The 22928-nt window shown below is 54.0% G+C and carries 17 protein-coding genes; 10 read left to right on the top strand and 7 right to left on the bottom strand.

What is annotated here, in order from left to right:
• Position 1 precedes the first annotated feature (1 nt).
• Entirely contained in the window at positions 2-2839 is a 2838-nt protein-coding gene (locus tag HNQ92_RS03330; protein WP_184170881.1) for a triple tyrosine motif-containing protein, read from the top strand.
• A 51-nt stretch (positions 2840-2890) separates the two neighbouring features.
• Here HNQ92_RS03330 and HNQ92_RS03325 read toward each other — a convergent pair whose 3' ends face one another.
• The 5 genes from HNQ92_RS03325 to HNQ92_RS03305 all read right to left on the bottom strand — a co-directional run bounded on the left by HNQ92_RS03325 (position 2891) and on the right by HNQ92_RS03305 (position 11516).
• Positions 2891-4249, bottom strand: a complete 1359-nt coding sequence (locus HNQ92_RS03325) for a glucoamylase family protein (protein ID WP_184170878.1) — start codon at positions 4247-4249, stop codon at positions 2891-2893.
• 30 nt (positions 4250-4279) lie between these two features.
• Entirely contained in the window at positions 4280-5935 is a 1656-nt protein-coding gene (locus HNQ92_RS03320; protein WP_184170875.1) for a glucoamylase family protein, read from the bottom strand.
• A gap of 153 nt (positions 5936-6088) precedes the next feature.
• Positions 6089-6934 carry a LamG domain-containing protein gene (locus HNQ92_RS03315; protein ID WP_184170872.1) on the bottom strand — a complete coding sequence of 282 codons (846 nt, stop codon included), beginning with the start codon at positions 6932-6934 and terminating at the stop codon, positions 6089-6091.
• A gap of 52 nt (positions 6935-6986) precedes the next feature.
• Positions 6987-8492 (bottom strand): RagB/SusD family nutrient uptake outer membrane protein, encoded by a 1506-nt coding sequence (locus tag HNQ92_RS03310; protein WP_184170869.1) that lies wholly within the window; start codon positions 8490-8492, stop codon positions 6987-6989.
• A gap of 18 nt (positions 8493-8510) precedes the next feature.
• Entirely contained in the window at positions 8511-11516 is a 3006-nt protein-coding gene (locus HNQ92_RS03305) for a SusC/RagA family TonB-linked outer membrane protein (protein ID WP_184170866.1), read from the bottom strand.
• Positions 11517-11777: 261 nt separating this feature from the next.
• Between HNQ92_RS03305 and HNQ92_RS03300 the strand changes: the two genes are divergently transcribed.
• The gene (locus tag HNQ92_RS03300; RefSeq protein ID WP_184170863.1) at positions 11778-12503 is read left to right on the top strand and encodes a hypothetical protein; all 726 of its coding nucleotides are present in this window, start codon (positions 11778-11780) and stop codon (positions 12501-12503) included.
• Positions 12504-12554: 51 nt separating this feature from the next.
• Here the strand turns inward: HNQ92_RS03300 and HNQ92_RS03295 are convergent, their stop codons facing one another.
• Positions 12555-15026, bottom strand: coding sequence for a zinc-dependent metalloprotease (locus HNQ92_RS03295; protein WP_425504274.1), 2472 nt, complete (start codon positions 15024-15026; stop codon positions 12555-12557).
• 556 nt (positions 15027-15582) lie between these two features.
• Here HNQ92_RS03295 and HNQ92_RS03290 point away from each other — a divergent pair.
• Positions 15583-16002 carry a CBS domain-containing protein gene (locus HNQ92_RS03290; protein WP_184170860.1) on the top strand — a complete coding sequence of 140 codons (420 nt, stop codon included), beginning with the start codon at positions 15583-15585 and terminating at the stop codon, positions 16000-16002.
• An 87-nt stretch (positions 16003-16089) separates the two neighbouring features.
• A complete protein-coding gene (locus tag HNQ92_RS03285; protein ID WP_184170857.1) occupies positions 16090-17406 on the top strand; it encodes a cryptochrome/photolyase family protein in 1317 nt (438 codons plus the stop codon).
• A 1-nt stretch (position 17407) separates the two neighbouring features.
• Here the strand turns inward: HNQ92_RS03285 and HNQ92_RS03280 are convergent, their stop codons facing one another.
• Positions 17408-18013, bottom strand: a complete 606-nt coding sequence (locus HNQ92_RS03280; protein WP_184170854.1) for a sigma-70 family RNA polymerase sigma factor — start codon at positions 18011-18013, stop codon at positions 17408-17410.
• A 668-nt stretch (positions 18014-18681) separates the two neighbouring features.
• Between HNQ92_RS03280 and HNQ92_RS03275 the strand changes: the two genes are divergently transcribed.
• The 6 genes from HNQ92_RS03275 to HNQ92_RS03250 all read left to right on the top strand — a co-directional run bounded on the left by HNQ92_RS03275 (position 18682) and on the right by HNQ92_RS03250 (position 22902).
• Positions 18682-18975, top strand: a complete 294-nt coding sequence (locus HNQ92_RS03275; RefSeq protein WP_184170851.1) for a hypothetical protein — start codon at positions 18682-18684, stop codon at positions 18973-18975.
• 55 nt (positions 18976-19030) lie between these two features.
• Positions 19031-19546: a hypothetical protein gene (locus HNQ92_RS03270; protein WP_184170848.1), complete on the top strand. Its 516-nt coding sequence runs from the start codon at positions 19031-19033 to the stop codon at positions 19544-19546.
• 25 nt (positions 19547-19571) lie between these two features.
• Positions 19572-20084 carry a CsgE family curli-type amyloid fiber assembly protein gene (locus tag HNQ92_RS03265; protein ID WP_184170845.1) on the top strand — a complete coding sequence of 171 codons (513 nt, stop codon included), beginning with the start codon at positions 19572-19574 and terminating at the stop codon, positions 20082-20084.
• 111 nt (positions 20085-20195) lie between these two features.
• Positions 20196-20945 carry a hypothetical protein gene (locus tag HNQ92_RS03260; RefSeq protein WP_184170842.1) on the top strand — a complete coding sequence of 250 codons (750 nt, stop codon included), beginning with the start codon at positions 20196-20198 and terminating at the stop codon, positions 20943-20945.
• A gap of 86 nt (positions 20946-21031) precedes the next feature.
• Positions 21032-21460 carry a curli production assembly/transport component CsgF gene (locus HNQ92_RS03255; protein WP_184170839.1) on the top strand — a complete coding sequence of 143 codons (429 nt, stop codon included), beginning with the start codon at positions 21032-21034 and terminating at the stop codon, positions 21458-21460.
• A gap of 122 nt (positions 21461-21582) precedes the next feature.
• Positions 21583-22902 carry a CsgG/HfaB family protein gene (locus tag HNQ92_RS03250; RefSeq protein ID WP_246439542.1) on the top strand — a complete coding sequence of 440 codons (1320 nt, stop codon included), beginning with the start codon at positions 21583-21585 and terminating at the stop codon, positions 22900-22902.
• Positions 22903-22928: the final 26 nt, after the last annotated feature.

Genomic DNA, 22928 nt, shown 5'->3' with positions numbered 1-22928 from the left:
CATGAAATTTTTAATCGATAGACTACTTGACTACGGGCGCGCTTCCTGCCTTGAATCAAAAAAGATTCTATTTTTTTTCGGAGGGTACCTTTGGCTGGGCTTTGCCCTCGGCAGCTACGCGCAGGAAACCCCGCCGCTGATCAACTACCCTTATACCACCTACAAAGCCCACAACCAAAACTGGGGCCTGGCCGAAAGTACCCAGCAGATCCTGTACAGCGCCAACTCCGACGGCCTGCTGGAGTACGACGGCGCCACCTGGCGTACCTACCCCCTGCCCAACGGCCAGATCGTCCGCTCGGTACTTTGCGACGGCAATCGGGTGTACGTAGGCGGCTACGGCGAGTTCGGCTACTGGCAGCCAACCCCCACCGGACAGCTGAAGTACCAGTCGTTGAACGAAGGTGCGGCCCTGGAAAGTCTGGGCACCGAGGAGATTTGGCACATCCTGAAAACGCCCGACGCGCTCTATTTTCAATCTTTCTCCCATATTTACCGCTACGACGGCCAGGTGCTTGAGGAGATCAAAGCACCGGGCAACTTCCTGTTTTTGCGCTACGTGCACGGTCGGCTGCTTGTGCCCCTGATCGACAAAGGGCTGTACGAGCTCCGGGGCCGGGACTTTATTCCGCTCCCAAACGGCGAGCAGGTACCCAGCAAAAATGTATCGACGGTACTTCCTTTCCACCACCACCAACTCCTCATCGCTACAGCCCGCCGCGGCCTGCTGCTCTGGGACGAAGGTACCCTGCGCGAATGGATGATTCCGCTCGCTGCGGAGCTCAAAAAAAACGTGATCAACAAAATGATTGTCCTCAAAAATGGCCACTATGCCATCGGGACTATCCTGAAGGGCGTTTATATTATCTCCGAAAAAGGCGAGCTGTTATACCACTTTCATCAGGGCAATGGCCTGCAAAACAATACCGTGCTGGCCCTCTGGGAGGATAGCTCCCAAAACCTGTGGCTGGGCCTGGACAAGGGCATCGACCTCGTGAAGCTAGCCTCGCCCATTACTTCTTACAACGTAGCCAACAATCCGCTCGGAACTACCTACGCCGCCGCGCTCCACCGGGGTTTGCTGTACGTAGGGACCAACAGCGGGGTTTTTGTAAAAAAATGGCGCGCCGATGAGCCGTTCCGGCTCATTCCCGGCTTGCAAGGGCAGGTCTGGACGCTCCAGGTACTTCACGACCAGCTTCTCTGCGGGCACAACGAAGGTACCTTCCTGATCGAGGGGGAAACCAGTCGGCGCCTGTCGACGGTCTCCGGCGGGTGGGTACTGCTTCCGCTCAAAGGCCAGGCGGAGCCCACGCTGCTGCAAGGTACCTACACGGGCCTGCACGTATACCGGCTCGACGCCCGCGGCCAGTGGGCCTACGCGCACAAAGTACAGGGCGTGCCGCCGATCCCAATCAAGTACCTGGCGCAGACCGAAGAGGGTACTTTGTGGCTGGCCCACGCCTACAAAGGCTTATACCGAACTACCCTGACGCCCGACACCCGCGCCCTACAAGAATGGGTACCTTACCAGGCTCCGCACGACCTGCCCGACGCCTACTCCGTGGAGGTACTCCCCTGGAAAGACGACGTACTGATCCGCTCCGGCGACCAGTACTTTACGGCAGACCAGGCGCACCGGCTGCAGCCCATGCCCGCCTACCAAAAAACGGCCGACCAGCCCTACAAGCTACGCCAGGGATTATACGGTGACTGGTTTCGGGTATTCCGGGAGGAGATTATCCTGCACAAAGCCGACGGCACTACCCGCAGCCTGGACTTTTCTTTGGTACGAAACAACGAGACAATCGTGCCGCTTACCGACCAATACTATCTCTTTTGTGTAGATAACGGCTACGTACTTTTTGATCGTTACCGCGAAACTCCCTCCGAGCAAGTGATGCCCCGGCCTCTGATCCGGCGCGTAGCCAACCTCCGCAACTCCGCCGACCTTTTTCCGCTGGGCCCGGAAAGTACCATTCCGGCGGCCGTCCGCGACCTGCGGATCCAGTACGCCCTACCCCTGAACGGGCAGGAGGCGCGGTTTCGGTACCGGCTGGTGGGCCTCACCGACGACTGGTCGGAGCTCACGGATCAGCACTATGTCGATTTCACCAACCTGCCCACGGGTCAGTATGTCTTTGAAGTACAAAGTTTACACCAAAGCCAGGTAGCCACCTATCGTTTTAGGGTACTTCCGTACTGGTACGAGATGCTCTTTACCAAGATCTCCGTTGGCCTGCTGGGGGTACTTTGCATCCTTGGTTTCCTGTATTACCAGGAAAAAAGAATCAAAAAGCAAAAACAGCATTTGCTGCTCGAACAGGAAGAGAAGCTACGCCAGCAGCAGCTCATCAACGAAAAGCGGATCATGGAAATCCAGAACAAGGCGCTGCTGTCGGAGGTGAACAGCAAAAGCCAGCAGCTGAGCAACATCGCCATCAACGTGGTGCGCAAGAACGAGATTCTGGAGGAGATCCGCTCGGAGCTGGTACAGGTCAAGGAAGAACTGGGCCACCAGCTACCCAACATTCATTACCAAAAGCTCCTGACGAGCATCGAGCGCAACGTCTCGGGCAAGGAAGACTGGAAGCTTTTTGAGGATAATTTCAACGAAGTACACGAAGAATTTTTCAAGCGGCTCAAGGCCATTTGTCCGGCCGTAACGCCCACCGAGCTGCGCCTGGCCGCCGGACTCCGCATGAACCTCTCGAGCAAGGAAATCGCGCCCATCCTGGGGATTTCGGTGCGAGGCGTGGAGATAAAACGGTACCGGCTGCGCAAAAAGCTGGGTTTTGATTCCGATATAAACCTGAACGAGTTTATGATGGATGTGTAAACCCGAGCCTCACCCTACCAGGGGCTCCGCTCGGGCTTACCATTCACACAATTAATTTAGGTTAGGACTCTTAAAGTTAAGCTTTTTTAGTCCCGCTTGTATCTCAGGTACCTCCATAAATAATTTCCAGAGCAGGCCCGTGCGGTAGTTTTCGATCATGACAATGATGGGTCCCTGGTCAATGGCCAGGTGCGACTGCGCATACCAGTTCTGCGACTCGTTGAAGGCATCCACAAAGCCGTACTCGGTCCAGAGCTTATCGCCCAGGTCGTTGTAGAAGTACTTCAGGGCCTTCATCGACTGCTCGGGCGTGTAAGGAAAAGACGACAGCGCCGCCGTGGGGGTGATGGTCCCGAAGTCGTTGGTGGGAGAATGGGCGTTGTAGCCGTTGTAGGTATCGCTGGCGGTGAGGCCCCAGCTGTTTTCGCCGTAGCCCTTAAACTTCCCCGGATTCTCCACGCAGTGGCGGTAGTTGATCAGCGAGTGGTTCACGTTTTGCTCCCAGTAGTTGGCATAGCGGTCTTCGAGGCCGCGGGGGTCCAGCCCCAGGTACGAGTAGTGCGCAAAGAACAGCGGCCCGCCGTAGTCGAAGCCCAAGGGTAGTTTGACGCCGTAGAACTCCTGTCCGTTTTTAAAATGGCTACTCTGCGCCCAGCAGCGGTGGTACACGTTGGCGTCGATGGCGTAGCGGGGCGACGAAGCCGCCAGAATGTACGTGATGAGGGTTTCGTTGTAGCCGCGTAGTTCAAAATTCATGCTCCAGCCGTGGTTAGGGCTCCAGTGCCAGTAGAGCTGGTCGCGGCCGCCGCGGGTGTGCCAGTCCCACTCCACGTCGTTCCAGAGCCAGGTGATGCGGTTACGTAGCTCCCGCTCGGTGTTGGAGTCGCCGGTAAAGTACTGCCGCGCGCAGAGCAGTCCCTGGAACAAAAAAGATGATTCGACCAGGTCGCCGCCGTCGTCCTTGCGGCTGAAGGGGATCGTCTTGCCCGTCGCGCCGTTGAGCCAGTGCGCAAAAACACCGTGGTAGTGGTCGGCCTTACTTAAAAACTTCACCATTTTGAGCAGCCGCTCGGCTACCGAGTCGCGAGGTACCCACTGGCGCTCGGCGGCCACGATCATGGCCATGATGCCAAAACCGGTACCTCCGGTCGTGACTACCTCGTTGCCGTAGTCGAAGGCCACGTTGCTGCGCTCTCGCGCCATGGCGCTCACTGGATGCCCGTATTCCCAGAAGTACCTAAACGTTTGTTTTTGGACCAGCTCCAGCAAGGCCGTATCCGAGAGGTTTTTGAGGCGATTGGCCGGATTGAAAGCCGCCGGGGCCGCGCTCGTTTTTTTTCGTTGTGCCTGGCTGGTCTCCACGGCCAGCAGGCAAAGTACTAGGGCTATATAGAAAGGTAGTTGTCTCATAAATAACGTCGTTAAGTACCTAATAATCCATTAAAGATGGGGACTCTGGAAAGCTAACTTGCGCAGGCCCGCTTTTGCTTCGGGGCTGCTCATGAAGAGCTCCCACAGCAGCCCGCTACGGTGGTTTTCGATCATGAGTACGATCGGCCCCTGGTCGATGGCCAGGTAAGACGACGCAAACCAGGGCTCGTGCAGCGAAAAAGCATCGTGGAAGCCGTATTCGCCCCAGAGCTTGTCGCCTAGCTTGTAGTAAAAAAACTTCAGGGCTTTCATGGACTGCTCCGGTGCGTACGGGAAGGACGACAGCGCCGCCGTGGGGGTAATGACGCCCCGGTCGTTGGTGGGTGAGTTGGCCGTGTAGCCGTTGGGTATATCGCTGGCCGTCAGCCCCCAGCATTCCGCACTGTAGCCGTAGTACTTCTGCGGGTTATCGATGCAGTAGGCCTGGTTGATGAGCGTGTGGTGCTGGTTTTGGGTCCAGTAGTTGGCGTGGGCGTCGGTAAGCTGGCGCGGGTCCAGGCCCAGAAACGAATAGTGGGCATAGAACAGCGGGCCACCGTAGGCGCTCCCCAGCGGGAGCCGGTAGCCGTAGTAGGTATTGCCGTTGGCAAAGCCGCCGTTTTGCGTCCAGCCGTTATCATACACTACCTTCGGAATGGGGTGCGTGGGCGAGGCCGCCGCCAGCACGTAGGTGATGAGGCACTCGTTCCAGCCGCGGATGGGTAGGTTCATGTCCCAGCCGTGGACAGGGCTCCAGTGCCAGTACAGTACGTTCTGATCGCCCCGCCGGAACCAGTCCCACTCCACGGCCTCCCAAATGGCGTTGATGTCGGCACGCAGGGCGGTTTCGGCGGCATCGGTACCGTTGAAATACTGGCGGGCGGTCAGCAGCCCCTGGATCAAAAACGACGTTTCGACCAGGTCGGCGCCGTCGTCCTTGGCACTGAAGGGCAGGGCCGCTCCCGTGGCCCCGTTGAGCCAGTGCGGAAAAGCGCCGTGAAAAGTTTGGGCGTTATTTTTCAGAAAACCCACGATCTTTTGCATCCGGGCCAGGCCTTCGGCGCGGCTGATGAAATGCCGCTGAATGGCCACGGGGATGGTCATGATGCCGAAGCCGCTGCCGCCCGAGGTCACGAGGTCGCCGGAGGTATTGCGCTCCCGCGCCAGCCCGCTTACGGGGTGCGCAAAATCCCAGAAGTACTTAAAGGTTTGGCTTTGTACTTTATCCAGCAAAGCGGTTTCCGAAAGTACCGGAAATTTGTCCGACGAATCCAGAGCCGTTCTCAGGCTCACCGTTACCGGAATCTGTAAGGTACCTCCCGCCTGTGACTTTAGGGTGGTACTTACGGCCAGCGTGTAGGTAGCCAGCGAACCCAGCGGAGCCGAAGGCTGAATGACGAGGGTACTGTCGCTGTTTTCGTAGGTTGTATTGAAACCCACGCCCGTACCCGAAGTACCCGTGAACGTGACACTCGGCACTACCGAGGCCCGGTCTATTTTCGTTGAAAAGGAAAGCTTGACGACCGGGCTGGCCGCCAGGTTGGTGTAAGTAAAGCCGCTGCTTACACCATTGACGCGGGTGGCATTGAGGCTAAAAACCGAAGGCCGTACCGATTCTTCCTTTTCCTGGCATCCCCAGCCAATAAACACTAGCACCGCCAGGTACCTCATCCAATAGGTTTTCATACGCACAGTTCAGTCACTAAAAAGAACAGCGGAAGCCAAGTACCCCGGAAAGTACCTCTGCGAACGGACCGGATCGCCGAAGCGAGCGTGACGCTCCGTACAGAGAAACGTACCTCCCAAGTACCCCGCTGCCGCTGCTAATTCGTTGATTTGTTATTTCTTGGTATCAAATAGGTCTTTCACCTCGGCATCCGTCAGGGCCTGGGTGTAAATCCGGAACTGGTCCAGCATCCCCGTGTAGCGGAGCATCCAGGCATCAGCCGGAGGCCGGATACCGATGTGTTGCTGGAAGCCTCCGATCACAAACTTCGACGCATTGCTGAACTTCAACGCGCCCAGCGGCGCATTGTTTCTCACCCGATCGGTAACCGATGCCGCCAGGTTGAGCTTTTGCCCATCTACGTAGGCCGCAAATTTAGAGGTAGCGGCGTCGTAGGAGAAAGCCACGTGCTTCCACCTGCCGTAGGCGTTGGGCCAGCGGTTGAGGCCATTGGCATTGGTACCGTTGCCTGTAAACTCTACCCAGTTGCCCCCAAAGTGAAATTTAACGATCATGGAGCTGTCGGTAGCACTGTCATTTCCTTCGATCAGCATGAACATATTGCCCCAGAAATCTTCCGTATTGGGCAGCATGAAAACCGCCTGCGCACCGCCGGTGTGCTTGGTGGTGTTCATCCAGAAAGCCACCGTGAAGCTCTCCATGGTGGCCAGTTTGCCCGCCGAGGCGTACTCGATCTGGCCCGTGGTAGAGCCTTTGTAGGCCCTTCCCCGTACGCCATCGACGTAGCTAACGTTGCCCGAAGAGGTACCTCGGGAGCCCAGAATGCTGTCCGTGGCTACCCCTTCAAACGCCCAGAAGCGTTGCAGGGGTCCGCTGAGGGCGGGGTCGTCGTCCGAGATGAGCATCATTTCGGGCCGCTCGAAGTTTTGGCAGGAAAAGGTACCTACGGCCAGGCAAACGAGTACGCTTTTGAAAAATATATTACTGTACTTTCTCATACTATACCAGGGATAATTTATCACTCTACACTTAATAATTACTCACGCGCTATCAGTACGCAGGGTTCTGCACCAGTACCCCACCCGACCGATCAATTTCGGGCTGCGGAATGGGCAGGTACCGGTTCCGAGCCTGATACGTTTTGCCCGCGGCTTGCATCACCTCCACGTCGATGCCCCAGCGTACCAGGTCAAAGAAACGCTCGTTTTCCATGCCAAACTCTACCTGCCGCTCGTGGCGGATCGCCTCGCGGATCTCGGCCTGGCTGGTGGTCGTGATCCGGGGCAAAATGGTGGTATTGGCCCCCCGAGCCCGCGCCCGGACCTGCTCCAGCCACGCCAGGGCGTCGGTGGTGTTTTGGGTACCTCCCAGCTCGTTGGCGGCTTCGGCGGCCCACAGCAGTACGTCGGCGTAGCGGATTACCCGCACGTTCATCCACTGTCCAAAGCGACTGTTGTTAGCGGCGCGCAGGCTCGGGTTGGTATACACTTTTTTGTTCCAATACGGCCGCGGAATGCTCGTTGTAGCGGGTGGTACGTTTTCGTTATAAGGCGTATTGACCTGGCCCGAGTACAACAGCGTAGCGTCCTTGCGCGGATCACCAGTTTCAAAAGCGTTGGCGAGGCGCTGGTTGGGGGTATTCCAGCCCCAGCCCAAATCCCACGCTCCCGAACCCCGCACGCCCTGTACCTGTGCGTATTGTACTCCCAGCGTAGTCAGCGTGGGCGAATAGTACGCCTGGATTTCAAAAATCGACTCGGCGTTGTTTTCGCCGGTTTCGCGGAAGATACTGCCGTAGTCGCTCACCAGGCTGTAGGTACCTAGCCCGATCACCATTTTGGCGGAGTTGAGTGCGGCCTGCCAGTTGCTACGCCACATGTAAGTTTTGGTCTGAAGGGCCAGCGCCGCGCCACGCGTGAGCCGTCCGGTGTACTTGGCGTCGGCCCACATGACGGGTAGCGTAGCCGCGGCGTCCTGCAAATCGGCGTCGATCAGCGCGAAAATCTCGCTTACAGGTGCTTTAGGGACGTTGGCCTGGGCGGCATCCAGTACTTTAAAATCAATCTTGGGTACTTCGCCAAAGGCACGTACCAGGTTGAAGTAGGCGTTGGCTCGCATGAACTTGGCTTCGCCCCGGTTGGCCAGCGTGGCCGCATCCGAAACGCCTACGGAATCAATATCTGTGATGACGGCGTTGGCAGCAATGATCAACGAGTAGTGGTCGGCCCAGTAGTTATTCATCAACCAGAAATCCCGGGTATACTGGAATTCGTCGAAGATGCGCTCAGCGTCGGCCCCGTCGGTCGTAGAACTACCCTTGTCGGCGTCGTCGGAGCGGATGTTGTGCACGGCAATGTAGGGCAAGCCCGACACGCCGCCGGTTCTCATACGGGCGTATACCCCAAATACCTGGCTTTCGAAAGAACCCGCCGGAATGTCTTCCTCAATGTACCGTCCCAGCGGTTCGCGGTCCAGGAAGTCGCTACAACTGGTAGCCAGCATCGCAACGGAGAAAGTCACGGCCAAGACCCACGCTTTATAAGATGTATGTTTCATGATCAGAGAAATGCTTTTTTAGAAATTCAGGTTAACACCGAAGGTATAAATGGCGGGTACGGGATAGGTACCGCCGTCGACGCCAAAAGAAGTAGCCGAGCCGCCGATTTCGGGCGTAAAGCCCGTGCTATTGGTGAAAGTGGCCAGGTTCTGGGCGTTCACAAACAAACGGAGCGACTTCATACGCAGGCGCTTGAGGGCTTCCTGGCTGAAGTTATAGCCCAGCTGCACGTTCCGAATCCGGAAGAAACTACCGTCCTCGATCCAGTACGAAGAAATCTGGTAGTTGTTAGGGCGGCTTGTGTTCAGGATGGGCTCCCAGTTGGAGGTACCCGGACCGTTCCACCGATCCAGGCGCTCGGTCTGGTAGTTGAACTGAGCAAAGGTACTTCGGTTCCAGTCGCGGAAGATTTCGTTGCCGTACACGCCCGTCAGCTCCACGCCCAGATCAAATCCTTTGTACCTGGCCGAAGCGGAAGCTCCATACATGAGGTCTGGGGTAGGATTCCCGATGAGGGTGCGGTCGGCTTCGGTAATGAAGCCGTCGCCGTTTACGTCCCGGTACTTGATATCCCCCGGAAATACCTCCCCGATGGAGCTCGACGGCGAGCGTACAATCTCCGCCTCCGACTGGTAAATACCGTCGGCTACGTAGCCCCAGAAGTACCCGATAGGATAGCCTTCGGTGGTGCGGGAAGCGCCGCTGATGATTTGGTAGCCGGTAGTGGATAGCTTCCGGACCTTGTTGTTCATCGTAGTGAGGTTACCACTGAGGGTATAGGAAAAATCGTTGGTTACGTCCTGATTCCAGGTGGCCGACAGCTCAATCCCGTTGTTGCTTACCTCCCCGAGGTTGCTGAGGCCCGGAGCCGTACCGGCAATGCCGGGCACAATCACCAAAATATCCTTGGTGAGCTTGTTGTAGTAGTTGGCCTCTACCTGCAGCCGATTCTTGAGCATATTGAATTCAACGCCTCCTTCCATGGCGTGTACGGTTTCCCAGTGCAGGTTCGGGTCGGCGATGTACTCATTTTGCAGGGCCGCTACGACGTTATTGCCAAATACACCCGAGTTGGCCGCCGTGAGCGTAGGATAAGCGGGATAGCGGTAGCGATCATCGATATTTTGGTTCCCAAGTACCCCCCACGAGCCTTTTACTTTGAAGAAATCAAAAATGGATTGCTCCTTGAAGAAATCCTCTTCGCTAAGTACCCAACCCAGCCCCACGGCACCGAAGTTCTGCCAGCGGCCCGAACCCAGGAAGGCCGAGCTACCATCGCGCCGGAAGGAAGCATTTACGAGGTACTTGCCCTGGTAGTTGTAAAGTACCCGTCCCAGGTACGAGAGCGTGGCCGACTCCCAGGCCGATCCGCTCCCTAGCCGGGTGGAGGCGTCTCCTACGTTGTCGGTATACCAAAAGCGCGGATTGTTCGGAATCGGGAAGCTACTACCCTGCTGAATGCTCGAGCCGGTACCTTCAAAGCCCCTAAAGTAGGTCGTGACTCCCCCCAGTACCGTCAGGTCATGATCGCCGAAGCGCTTGGCGTAGGTCAGGAGATAATCCTGTTGAATCTTGGGATAAATGCTCTGGTTCTGCGATACGGACGTTTGCCGCACCAACGAATCTACTTTGGAGTCGCCTACGATCTGGGGGTTATACACCATCACGAGTGGCTGGTACGAGCGAGAGGTATTAAACCCGTAATCAGCAAACAGAGAGGCCCTGAACGTGAAGTTTTTTAGGAAATTCAGTTCTCCGTAAATACTTCCCACAGCGCGGTACTCGCGCGCAATCGCCGTAAATTTCTGTAGCTCTACGTCGACCAATGGGTTGTACACCTGCGCCCGCTGAAAATCCGGCAAGGTGTGGTACATGCCGGAGGCTTGATCCATAATGGGGGCAATAGGTACCGCCCGGATCGCACCACCCACGCCCTTGTTGACGGGCAGCGCGGCACGGTAGCCGTTGAAGGTAAATCCGAACTTCAGGTTATTAGATACCCTCAGCTCGTCGTTGATATTCAGGGTGAGCTTGTTATACTGCTCGTGCTTGATGATCCCCTCTTCGTTGATGTAGCCAATACCCATGTAGAAGCGGTTCTTGTCGGTAGCACCGGTGATGCTGACGTTGTTGTAGTTCAGGAGCCCGTTCTGGAAAATCTGATCCTGCCAGTCGGTGTTACCCATCCAGATGGTGTAGTCATAGGGGGCAACGCCCTGGTTTTGCAACTGCTCATTGTACAGCTCTTTGAACTGGTCGGCGTTGGTAAGGCTCATGCGGTTTACTACCTGCTTGAAGCCTACCGTGGAGTTGAAATTAACCTGTAGCTGACCACTTTTGGCTTTCTTGGTGGTGATGGCAATGACCCCGTTGGCCCCGCGTACCCCGAAGATCGCCAGCGACGAAGGGTCTTTAAGTACCTCTACGGATTCAATGTCGGCGGGGTTAACGAAGTTGATGTTGTCGTTCAGGATACCATCCACTACGTAGAGCGGCCGGACGCCGTTGATGGAGTTGGTACCCCGAATCCGGATGTCGGGCTCCTGGCCGGGCCGGCCAGAGGTCACTACGGACAGACCCGCTACCTTTCCCTGCAACGCGTTGATGGGGTTGGCGTTGGGCTTGTCGGCCAGCTCGCTACCCTTGATGGTCACGATGGAGCCCGTGAGATCACGCTTGGTAGCCGTACCGTACCCGATCACCACGACTTCTCCCAGGGTACGGGAGTCGTCTTCGAGGCTGACGTTGATGGTCGTTTGGGTACCTACAGTGATTTCCTGAGACGTCATGCCGATCATCGAGAAGACCAGCACCGAAGTTTCCGAAGGTACCTCAAGTGTAAATCTACCGTCGGCATCAGTAGGGACCCCTTGGGTGGTTCCTTTTATAAGTACGCTGGCTCCCGGTAGCGGCGAGCCGTCACTGGCGGAGGTTACTACCCCGCTCACGTTTATTCCCTGGCCATAGGCTACGGCTCCCATGAGACAAAGCACCAGGCAGAGAGATTGTATTGTTCCTTTCATGTGCTTAACTTGGCAGTTGATGAACTTAGTTGAATTATTGTAAGATTAAATTGACTGCAAATCTAAAGGCCCTAGCAAGCAAAAATCAAGAAAGAGACTACATCACTACTACATCAAAGAGAATTGTACAATTAATAAGGAGCTTTTAGGGTATTTGTATTGTTTAAATACAATCTACTCACCGCCGTGCTTTTAGTTTGACTTAGCTCTGACCCGTAGGACAAAAGGTAAAATACCCCCCACTTTGACCATTAATTACCCATGAAAGGCGCTCGTACGAAAATAGTAGTGCTGATGCTGATCCTGTGCCTGACGAGCTACGGATACGTAAGGGCGCAGAAAAGTGATTTGATCCGGCTGAAGACAGAAGATAACTTCAGCAAGGAGGCCTCCAAGTACCTCTACGAGGGATTTCAGGAAAGTACCGTTTACTACCGTAACGGCGGCTCCCTCCGGGCCCGCTTGAATTATAATCTTCTGACTAAGGAAATGCAATTTGTAAACCTAAGCGGTGATACGTTATCCTTAGCCAACGAATATACCTTCCTGCGGATTACGGTCAGTAGAGATACCTTTTATTACGATCTGAAAAAGGGCTATCTGAAGATGGTCGCTACCCAGCCCGGTATGAAGCTCGTAGTTCAGCAGTTTCTGAAGGTAGCGGGGGTAGATAAGATCGGGGCCTACGGACAGTCTAGCGGAGTCTCTTCCATTAAAAACTACCAGAGCTACTCCACGGGCAATGGCCCCATTTATAAGCTGGACGTGAAAGGAGACATTGTTTTTTCCAAAGAAGCCACTTACTTCCTGATGGACCCTAACTACCGTACGCTGCCGGCCATCCGGAAAGGTTTTTTGAGTGCCTACCCCAAGCACCGAAAAAGCATTGAGAACTACCTGAAGCAGGAGCCGGTGCGCTTTAATAAAGAAGAAGACCTGAAACGTTTGCTCCGTTTTTGTGAGAGTTTAAAGGAAAAACCGTCGTAACTACCTCAGCTACGACGGTTTTTTACTGTTTTGTTACAGAAGCAGGTACTTTCAGGGTACTTCCCAGCCACATACCGGCTCGAGCCAATCCTGCCCCGAATCGATGGGTGCGCCGTCGGGAGCGTCGTTTACCTGTAGGGTAGTTACACCTTCGGCCTGTCCCTTTTCGAAGAGCTCGATGCGGCGCAGCGCAAACTGGTAGTGCGCCCGGTGCTGCTCATCTACGCCAAATTGCTTCTGGTCGATCCAGGTTTTCAACTCATTGATTTTAAAAAGTACCATAGCTCGTGCCGCCGCTGAGGCTTCGCTCGCCTGCGCCAGGCTTAGCATCTGTTGCAACAGGAGCTGTTCGGTCTGCCGACGAACCGACGCCTGGTAGCTTTCGCGCGTAGGTACCTTGTTTTTCCAGGTGTCGTCCAGCAGGGCGTCCAGTACTTCGCCCAGGCCTGGCAGGCTAGTATCTACCGCCCGCTGGGCCTCCAGCCTGCTAGCCCGCTCGGGGTCAAGTACCAGGGCCAATACCAAGCCGGTGGCCGCTTCGGCGGGCGACAGCGGATCGAAGGTAAGGCCCGTACGCCCCCGAAATACTTCCCGGGGATTCGCCGAAATACCGTAGGGACGGGGCGGAATGAGCGCCAGCACGGGGCGGGGCAGCACCAGCTCCCCAGGCCGCAGCGTAGCCAGCAGCGCCCGCAGGGCGCGCCGCTGCTCACCGCCCTCCACCGGTTGGTAGGCCAGCTGCCCATCGCCCCGCAGAGCGTACGAATAGTTAGCTCCTCCCACTACTTTACTGGCCGCCTCTACCTGGTAGCGGTGGAAGAGGTACATGGGCACCAGTACTTCCTGCAGCGTAGCCAGGGGCATGCCGACGGGTATTTTTTTCTCGTCAAATTGATTCAGCGCGATGCGGCGTACTTTCATGACGCGTTCCAGTTCATCTACGGCATCAGCCCCGCCGTCCCAAAGGTGGGCCTGCGGGTGGGCGCTTCCGGTAGGGCGGGCGTCCTGATCGCTCAGAAAGCTTTGCCCGGCCCGGAGGTAGTTGGTAATGATTTTATTGAGTGAATCTTTTTCATTCACTCCTGCCGGAAACTCCCGGTAGGCGTAGTTGATCGCAATTTTGTCCCATTCCCCGATCCCCGTCGCGTAGGCATTGGCCAGGTCCAGGGTACTGTCGTTCCTGATGTCGACGTGCGGGTGCGGGTAATCCATCACCGAGGCGCGGTCGCGCGTGCTGGCAATGTAGTTGTGCGGCAGGCCCAACGTATGGCCTACTTCGTGAGCGGCCAGCTGCCGCAGGCGCGCCAGCGAGAGCTGCATCATTTCGTCCGATACGGGCTGGCCTTCTTCGTACTTCGCCACCAGCCCCTGCGCAATCAGAAAGTCCTGCCGTACGCGCAGAGAGCCCAGTGTCACTTTTCCCTTCAGGATTTCGCCCGTGCGTGGGTCGCGGATGCTGGCCCCGTACGACCAGCCGCGCGTAGAGCGGTGTACCCACTGCACCAGGTTGTAGCGAATATCCATGGGGTCGGCGTCGGGCGGGAGGAGTTTTACCTGAAAAGCATCCTTGTAGCCCGCCGCCTCGAAGGCCTGATTCCACCAGGCAATGCCGTCCATAAGCGCCGACCGGATGGGCTCGGGCGCACCGGGGTCCATGTAGTAGACAATGGGCTTCACGGCTTCACTCACGGCTGCGGTGGGGTCTTTTTTCTGGAGGCGGTGCCGCACCAGGTACCTTTTGGCCAGGGGCTCACCCACGGGCGAGGCGTAGTCATAAAACTCGGTGCCATTCAGGCCCGCCCGGGGGTCAAAGGCGCGGGGCTGGTAACCGTCGTCGGGGAGTTGTACGAAGGAGTGATGCTGGTGCATTGTCACGGCGGTGGGTGTAGGTACCACCGACCGCAGGTACCCTCCGGGGTTATCACCAACGAGGGTGATCATGGTTTCAAACTCGGTATTCTGCGGGAAATTTTTGGTGCGCTCCAGGTACATGGCCGAGCGCGAAGCGTCCAAACGGAAGGTACCTTGCTTCGTTCGGCTTAGGGCCTGGATGGCCCCCACGGCATCCTGCATCAGAAAAGGCGTGAGGTCTATCAGTACTCGTCCGTTGGACGCCGCCACTACGTCAAAGCCCCAGTGCACCGACCGCGCAAACGACTCCTCCACCGCCTTTCGTTCCACCGGGTCGTTGCTGAGCGCGCGGTAGCGGTAGTTGGGCTCCACCATAAGTACCTTGGGGCCGCTCCGCCGAAACGTCACCACGTGCTCGCCTCCCAGCCTACCCCGGTCCAGGCCAATGTCGTTGGAACCCACGCCTTGCGCCAGGGTAGCGTAGTACAGCAGTTCGGTGTCAAACTGATTTATTTCCAGCCAAATTTTCCCCTTTCGGACGTCCCAATAGAAGGGCATAAAGCCCTCCTGCTTCTCCATTTCGTTCGTGAAGGTTTCGATGGTGGGTACTTGAGCCAGCGAGCAGGTCGTATACAACAACGCCAGAGCCCCCAGTAGGTAGCGATTTAACATAGAGAAGCTTCGTTATAGTCAGGTTATAAAAAGTGAATATAGCCTTAAATAAGCTCAAAATCCAGTTTTGAGAGTAGTTCTGCCCTTTCAAAGTACCCAGGCGGCGGAAGCCTTTCCTTTATTTAATAAAAAACAGGTACCTTTCGGTAGAAATTCAAGAAATTTAAACGGGCAGGACTCAATAATAAAGTACCTGTACACGTATTTCTTAGTGATCATTAAAGTACTTTTCAGCAAGTCTTAAATAAACAGAAAAGTCATGGCAAAAGGAAAAAATCCTTCGCAAAACAGCCCTAAGAAGGAGTCGACGAAAACCATCAAAGACAAGCGGGCCGAGAAAAAGGCCAAACGAGACAGCAAGAAAGATTACTAACGGCTGCGGCTGGTCACGTCCTTGAGTCCCCGAAAGTACCTTACGCCAAGGTACTTTCGGGGACTCTCTTTAAACAGCCAGGTACCTGGGCCACACTCATGTTTACTACTGACTTTGCTCATGCCCGCGCGTAGCAGCTCGCCTTACTTTTGGGGTAGTTATTCACCAAACCAATCCCTGCTTATGAAACGCCGCGAGCCCATCACCCACATTATGACGGAAAACGTACTTGCCGTTAACCTGGCTGATGATTTACACGAAGTTGTAGACCTTTTCAATAAACATAAAATCCGCCACGTACCCGTTCTTAACGGCCAGGAGGTGGTGGGCATGATTAGCCGGACGGACATCAATCGCCTGACATTCAGCGCGCTGTTTGACAACCAGGCGGGTGTCGACGAAGCCGTCCTGACCATGCTGACGCTGGAGCAGGTTATGACCCACAAGCCGCGCCTGATCCGGGCCGACCAAACCATCCGCGACGTGGCCGAAATCTTTACGCAGGAAGAGTTCCACGCCCTGCCCGTCACCGACGAAAAAGGTACTTTGGTGGGGATCGTTACTACCACGGATGTCATGAGGTACCTGCTGGACCTGTACTGACGGAGCTTACTCCTTTTATGTTTAACTTAACCTAAACAAAACCTCTGTGCGCCGGGTTACGAAGGGATAAATTCGTAACCCGTTTGTATGTCCAGGCAAAAAATCGCTCTTTTCTGGTTTCGGCGCGATCTGCGTCTTCAAGATAACGCCGGCCTGTACCACGCGCTGCGCAGTGGCTACCCGGTCCTTCCCTTTTTTTTGTTTGACCGCCATATCCTCGACCCGCTCGAAGACAAACGCGACCGCCGCCTGGAGTTTATCCATCAGGTACTTGGCGAGCTTCAGGAGGAATTAAAAGAAAAAGGATCGACGCTGCTGGTCAAGTACGGCTATCCCGAAGGTACCTGGCAGCAGCTGCTGGAAGACTACGCCATTGCGGAAGTATACACCAACCACGACTACGAGCCCTACGCTCAGGAGCGCGACAAAAAAATAGAAGCCCTGCTGCGCGAAAGGGGCATTGCCTTCAAAACGTATAAGGACCAGGTTATTTTTGAAAAAGACGAAATCCTGACCACCCAACACAAACCCTACACGGTATTTACGCCCTACAGCCGGGCCTGGAAGCAAAAAGCGAAAGATCCTTTTTATGTAAAGTCCTACCCCACCGAAAAGTACTTTCGCCACTTCCTGTCTGCTACCTCCGAACCCCTGCCTACCCTGGAGGCCCTGGGCTTTGAAGCATCGGGAGAGCCTTTCCCCAAAAAGGTTCTTCGGCGCGAAATGCTCGAAAAGTACCACGACCTGCGCAACTACCCCGCCGCTCCGGGTACTTCGCGGCTGAGTGTACACCTGCGGTTTGGTACGGTGAGCATTCGGGAGCTGGCCCGAAAGGGGGAGGCCCACAGCAGTACCTGGCTCAACGAGCTCATCTGGCGCGACTTCTACCAGCAAATTTTGTGGAATTTTCCGCACGTGGGTGAAGGCAAGGCCTTCCGGCCCGAATATGACCGCATACGCTGGCGCAACCACGAGGAGGAGTTTCAAAAGTGGTGCGAAGGCCGCACGGGCTTCCCGATCGTGGACGCCGGTATGCGGCAGCTCAACGCCACGGGTTACATGCACAACCGCGTCCGGATGATCACGGCTAGTTTTTTAATCAAAGATTTGCTGGTGGACTGGCGCTGGGGAGAGGCCTACTTTGCCGCCAAGCTGCTGGACTACGACTTGGCCGCCAACAACGGCGGCTGGCAGTGGGCGGCGGGCTCAGGTACCGACGCCGCTCCTTACTTTCGGATTTTTAACCCTACGTCACAAGCCCAGAAGTTTGATCCGCAGCAGAAGTACCTCCGAGACTGGATTCCGGAACTCAACAGCCTGGACTATCCGCCCCCGATGGTAGATCACGCCCAGGCGCGGGAGCGCTGCCTAAAGGCGTATAAGGCCGCGCTGGGGAAAGAGTAAGTTAGTAAGCAAGTACCCTCATTTGCTGGTTCCAAAGGCTTTTGAACTTCTCGGTACACTTGTATTTCGTTCGGGAAAATTTCCTGATGTCCGTTTCGCCCATGCGTTCGGCCATTTCCTGGACGGTATATCCTTTTAAAATCCAGTCGTCGATGAGTGAGCGGCAAAGTGGACACATTTTATTAAGTACCGCCGAAATCTGCTTAAGGCGATCTTCCGAATCCAGGCCGTCGTGGATCGTACCATTCCAGGAGTTGCTGTCGCCCAGATCGGGTACTTCGTTCGTAAAAAGTATTCTACTCTGGCTGTGTGCCTCTTTGCGCAGGTAGTCTATGGTTTTGAAATAAAAAATGCGAAAAAAATAGGAAGACAGCTTACTATCGCCTCGGAAGTGGCCCTCTTCAACCTGCCGGACCACAGAAATAACCGTATCGGTATAGATATCTTTCAGCACTTCTTCTGCCAGTCCCATATCCCGATGAAGCCGGTATATATACCCGGCGTGCCGATCAATCAGCTCTTTTACAGCTAATTCCTTCACCCTTCCCTGGGATTGCAACGAATGAATTAAATGCTCCTCTCTTTGCGTCTGATGCAGAAGTATCATGTGGGTATAACGTTCTTCAATGCGAGTAGTGAGTATATTGTGTAGTGGCTCTACAGGGAATCCAATCCAGGAAGTATCTTCAAATACCTTGGCTCGCTAGTTGTTGGAGGAAGGTGCCAACGCCGTTGAGGGCCCAGGGGCTGATCATAAAGCAAGCATACGCTTTCGTCTTTACGTTTGTAAAGGTTTAAAAACATTTATTTACTTGTTTCAAAGGCAAAATTATGTGGATTTCCGGAGTGTAAATGAATCAGTAGACACAAGCACGGCACCAAGACAACCTACTAATCTATAAGCACTTGCGCTTTAGCTGACACTTTATATCCGCTTGCTCGGTTGCTGCTCTAGTAACTCAGACAACCTACTTGCTTAAAATTCGTACGAATTACGCTAAAATATTATGAAGATAAAATGAGATAAATCAGATGCTATCACGACTAATATAACATTGACACAGATTTTGGCTAGCCTGGTAAGGCTACTACCGGGGGGGGGGACTTTTTAATCCCAACCCTTCCGTAGCGCGCCCCTACCTGTATCACTTTCATATTACTCATGTTCTACGTACAAGTACCATGGAAAGAAAAATAGCAATGGTTGTGTTGGGCTTACTGGGCATGACGATAAATGCTCAGGCTCAAACTTCTAAATCCAAAAAGGCAAAACCGATGGAGTCCAAACAAGAAGTGATCGTAACGGCTCCGCACCACGTGCAGGTATCGCAGGAAGGAGCCGGAAACAACATCCAGATCCAACAGAGCGAGCGCTCCTCGGACTCTACCACGCTGGTTACTACCATAATCCAGGATGGCACCAACCGGGTGATTATGGTGCAGGATACCCTGCCCGGGCAGAAGGCCCGCCATCAGGTTCAGATACACCAATCGGGGCAGGGCAACACCGCCCAAGTGTCCCAACAGGGTTCTGGTAATAAAGTGGTGATTAAGCAAGGTAGTAATTAAGAACTTTTTGTAACTTTCGGGGCTAAATTGTTATTTTAAATATTAAGATATAGTTATGAAGTACCTACTTGCCTGCCTCTTTCTTACGCTAGGTTACTGTTCACAAGCGCAGCAATCCAACGAAATCACCATACAGGGGCTTAACACACAGCTTGATTTGCCCAACGAAGCCATCATTACTCAGTTGGGGCTTACCTACAGCGGCACCGGATCGGCCGGGAGTAACGTGGCACTTTTGCAGTCGGGTTTGGACAACCAGAGTATGCTCAATATCATCGGGAGCGGCAACCTGATCACAACCCAACAAGTAGGAAATAACAACCAGCTCCGTTTGGACTTAACTGGCCAGAATAACAAATACGACCTGCTTCAGGACGGCAATAATAATTTGCTCCAACTGATGAACACCACCAGCTCCGGAATTCAGTTTCAGGTGATTCAGCGAGGTGACGGCAATGAGCTAACCCGCAATGGCAACGGGCTGGGAGCGCTCCCCTCTCTGAAAATTGAGCAAACGGGCGGGATGAAACTCATCATCGAGACTACTAATTTCTACGTTCCCCAAAATTGATCGTTGGATCGTAATCCTTGGCCCCATGCGGTATGTACTTCGCCTTCTATTTCTGCTCATTTCCTTAGGAGGAGTGAACTGCCTGGCTCAGGAAACCCCTTTGGAAGAAGAAGCCCTGGAAGAATATTCCGTAAGGCCCCTTGACGAGGCTTTGATTGAGAGTGAAAGCGGTACTACGCTGATCCTGGACAATAGCCGTACTAAAGTTGGCCGCGACTTTTATGAAGAATTTTACCGCCAATGGACCAGCGCCCAGCTTGACTCAACGTCGATGGGCCAAATGAATGCTACCTTCGAGCAGAACATCGATGAGCTGACGGTCAAGATCGAAGAATTGCCTTCGATTGGGCTTTCGAATATCATTGAAATCTCGGTAGGGGACCAAATTGTTTGGCAGCAGTTTGTACAGCCTCGCCTGGAAATTCTGGAAGCCCAAGCGGAGAATGCCGCCCAAACCGTACTACAGTACCTGGTCAACTACCAACTGATCCAAAGCCAGCTTGGAACCGAGGATCAGATGGGGACGGGTATTTACTAATTTTTCCTTTTTAGGGAGGGATATTTTGCTATCAGCTACGACAAAATAAATAGGTCTACTAAAGTTTACTAAATAAGTACCCGAAACGCCTTCGCTCAACGTGCCGCTTCTATGAAAAAATCAGCTACCTGTATATGCTTGCTGCTGGCCTCCTTCTCGACCTGTGTTTTTGGCCAGGATAATACCTCAACCATCCAGGTGCAAGGAGACTTTAATGTTTATGATCTGGATCAGGACGGGCTTTCTAACCATGTGCTTTTAAAACTCCAGGGCTCCAACAATGACGTGATCATTAAACAAATAGGAGACAATAATAAAGCAAGTACCTACATGGGCGTTCAGAATCCCCCTTCTTTCGATGCCCAGAAAATGAAAGTAGAAATGTACCAGACCGGCGATAATAATATAGCCATTACCGCCATGGATGTACTTCCTGCCTCCTTAGGGCAAAACGTAGGTACCTCTATTAAAATAACGCAGATCGGAGATAACAACTACGCCTTTGCCGAGTCGTTTGGCATCGATGGAATGGCGGTGGTTAAGCAGGAAGGGAATCAGAACAAAGTAGAAGCTTCCAATGCAGATGGACAACGAAATAAAGCAACGATAACCCAGACGGGAAATCGTAATATGGCCTTGGTAGGCCAGGAGCTCGGAAATGATAAAACGGTAACCATGACCCAAACGGGCGAGGCAAATTACCTGACGTCGTACCAGGCTGGAAATACGCTGGCTTACGTGGCCATCCAAACCGGAAAGGAGAATCGGGGAGAATTAAAGCAATATGGCAATAACCATACCAGCGCTACTACCCAAAACGGCATGAATAATTTTATCCAAGTGATTCAAAATAACCATTAATCTTTTGTTTTGTCATCAAAGCCAAGAGGAGCGCTGCTCCTCTTGGCTTTGATGCACTTATTAACCTAGTAACCAATCCTGTATGCATGAAATATCTATTTTTAGTTAGTGGGGTGGTCGGGATGTGTCTTTGTAGCTTTTCAGGGCAGGCACAGGCCCTGATCTACCAGGCAAAAAACCCGGCCTTTGGAGGTAATACGTTTAATTACCAATGGATGCTGAGCTCGGCTCAGGTACAAGACAAAACCAAAGATCCGGAAGCTTTGAGTGCTACTCGCTCTGCCTTAACCAGCCAGACTGCTTTGGGAAGCTTTACGGAAAGCTTAAATCGTCAGCTTTTGAGCCGCTTATCCCGGCAACTGGTGGATGACCAATTTGGTGAGGACGGCCTGAAAGAAGGCTCCTATCAGTTTGGCGATTTCTTCGTTAATATTTCCAGGGGACTGGAAGGTTTTATCATTCAGATTGCCGATGGACAAGGAGGAGAAACGACCATTACTGTACCCTTCTACTGAGCCCCTTATCCGGCTTGTATTTATGGCATTCCACAACAGCATTTGTACGAAAATCCAGTATGTTAAGAACCCTCTACTCTAGTATAATTCTTTTAGTCATTCTAGCCAGTTGTAACTCCACCATGCACCAGCCTACCCGCTGGCAAAAAGCACGGTTGGGTGAAGAAACCAACCTGACTAGCGAGCTGCGGAAATTACCGCTCCCTAAGGAAAAGCTCGCAGCGGCCGTCTACAAGTTCCGTGACCAAACGGGCCAGTACAAACCTTCAGAAACGGGAGCTAACTGGTCTACCGCCATCACGCAGGGAACTACCAATATTCTTCTTAAAGCCCTGGAAGAGAGTGGCTGGTTTATGGCGATCGAGCGGGAAAACGTGAGTAACCTCCTAAACGAGCGGAAAATCATTCGCTCCAGCATGGCTCAATACAAAAACGAAAACGACAATCTCCCTCCGCTGCTCTTTGCCGGGGTAATCCTGGAAGGCGGGGTCGTTTCGTACGATGCGAACGTCATTACCGGCGGAGCGGGCCTAAGGTACTTCGGTGCGGGCGGTTCTACCCAGTACCGGCAGGACCGCGTAACGGTATATTTACGCGCCGTGGCTACTAAATCCGGTAAAATTCTGAAGACGGTCTATACTTCCAAAACCGTGCTTTCCCAAGCCGTGGACGTAGGACTGTTTCGGTTTGTAAAATTTAAGCGCCTGCTGGAAGCTGAAACTGGCTATACTACCAACGAACCCGCCCAGTTAGCCGTGACCGAAGCCATTGAAAAGGCGGTCCAATCCTTGATTATTGAAGGGATACGAGATGGACTCTGGGATGCCGACACCAAGTACCAAAGAGAAACCCAGGCGCTGCTTGCCGCCTACGAAACCGAACTGAATGAAGCCCGCGAAACCGACGTGTTTGGCGGCCGGAATAGCATATCACGACCTTCATTTACCTTACAACCCTACGGATCGCTTGTCCGCTATGAAGGAGACTATGGCCCTTCCATCAACAAGGCTGGCTACGGCTTGGCAGTAGGCTACGCCCTTCGTCCGGCCTGGATCGCTATGCTGAACGCCGGGGTAGGTACTTTGGCGATCCGTTCCGGAGGGTACCAGCAGCCCATCAATTACGGCGAATTTGACCTCCGATTCCGAACGCTACCTTACCAGAAAGCCAGCCCTTTTTTGCAAGCAGGCGCTGGCATTGTCGCTCGCTCGGATACTCCCATGCAATTTAGCGGCCAAAAACTACCCTACGTAAACGCCGCCGCGGGGCTCGAGTATTCCCTAACCAACCGCGTGGGTCTTCACCTCATTGGGCAGTACAATTACATGCTGAACGACGACCTGGACGAGGTAGTACGGGGTGGCTTCAATGACTCATTCTGGCGCGCATCGGTAGGGCTGACCTTCCATCTGGGTAAATCCAATCCCCGTTTTACAAGATAATTCTGCTTTTAACTATCCAAAAATAT

The sequence above is a fragment of the Rhabdobacter roseus genome (genome assembly GCF_014202275.1).
GTDB lineage: Bacteria > Bacteroidota > Bacteroidia > Cytophagales > Spirosomataceae > Rhabdobacter > Rhabdobacter roseus.
Note: the sequence above shows the minus strand (reverse complement) of the source record. Positions and strands in the feature narration are given on the sequence as shown.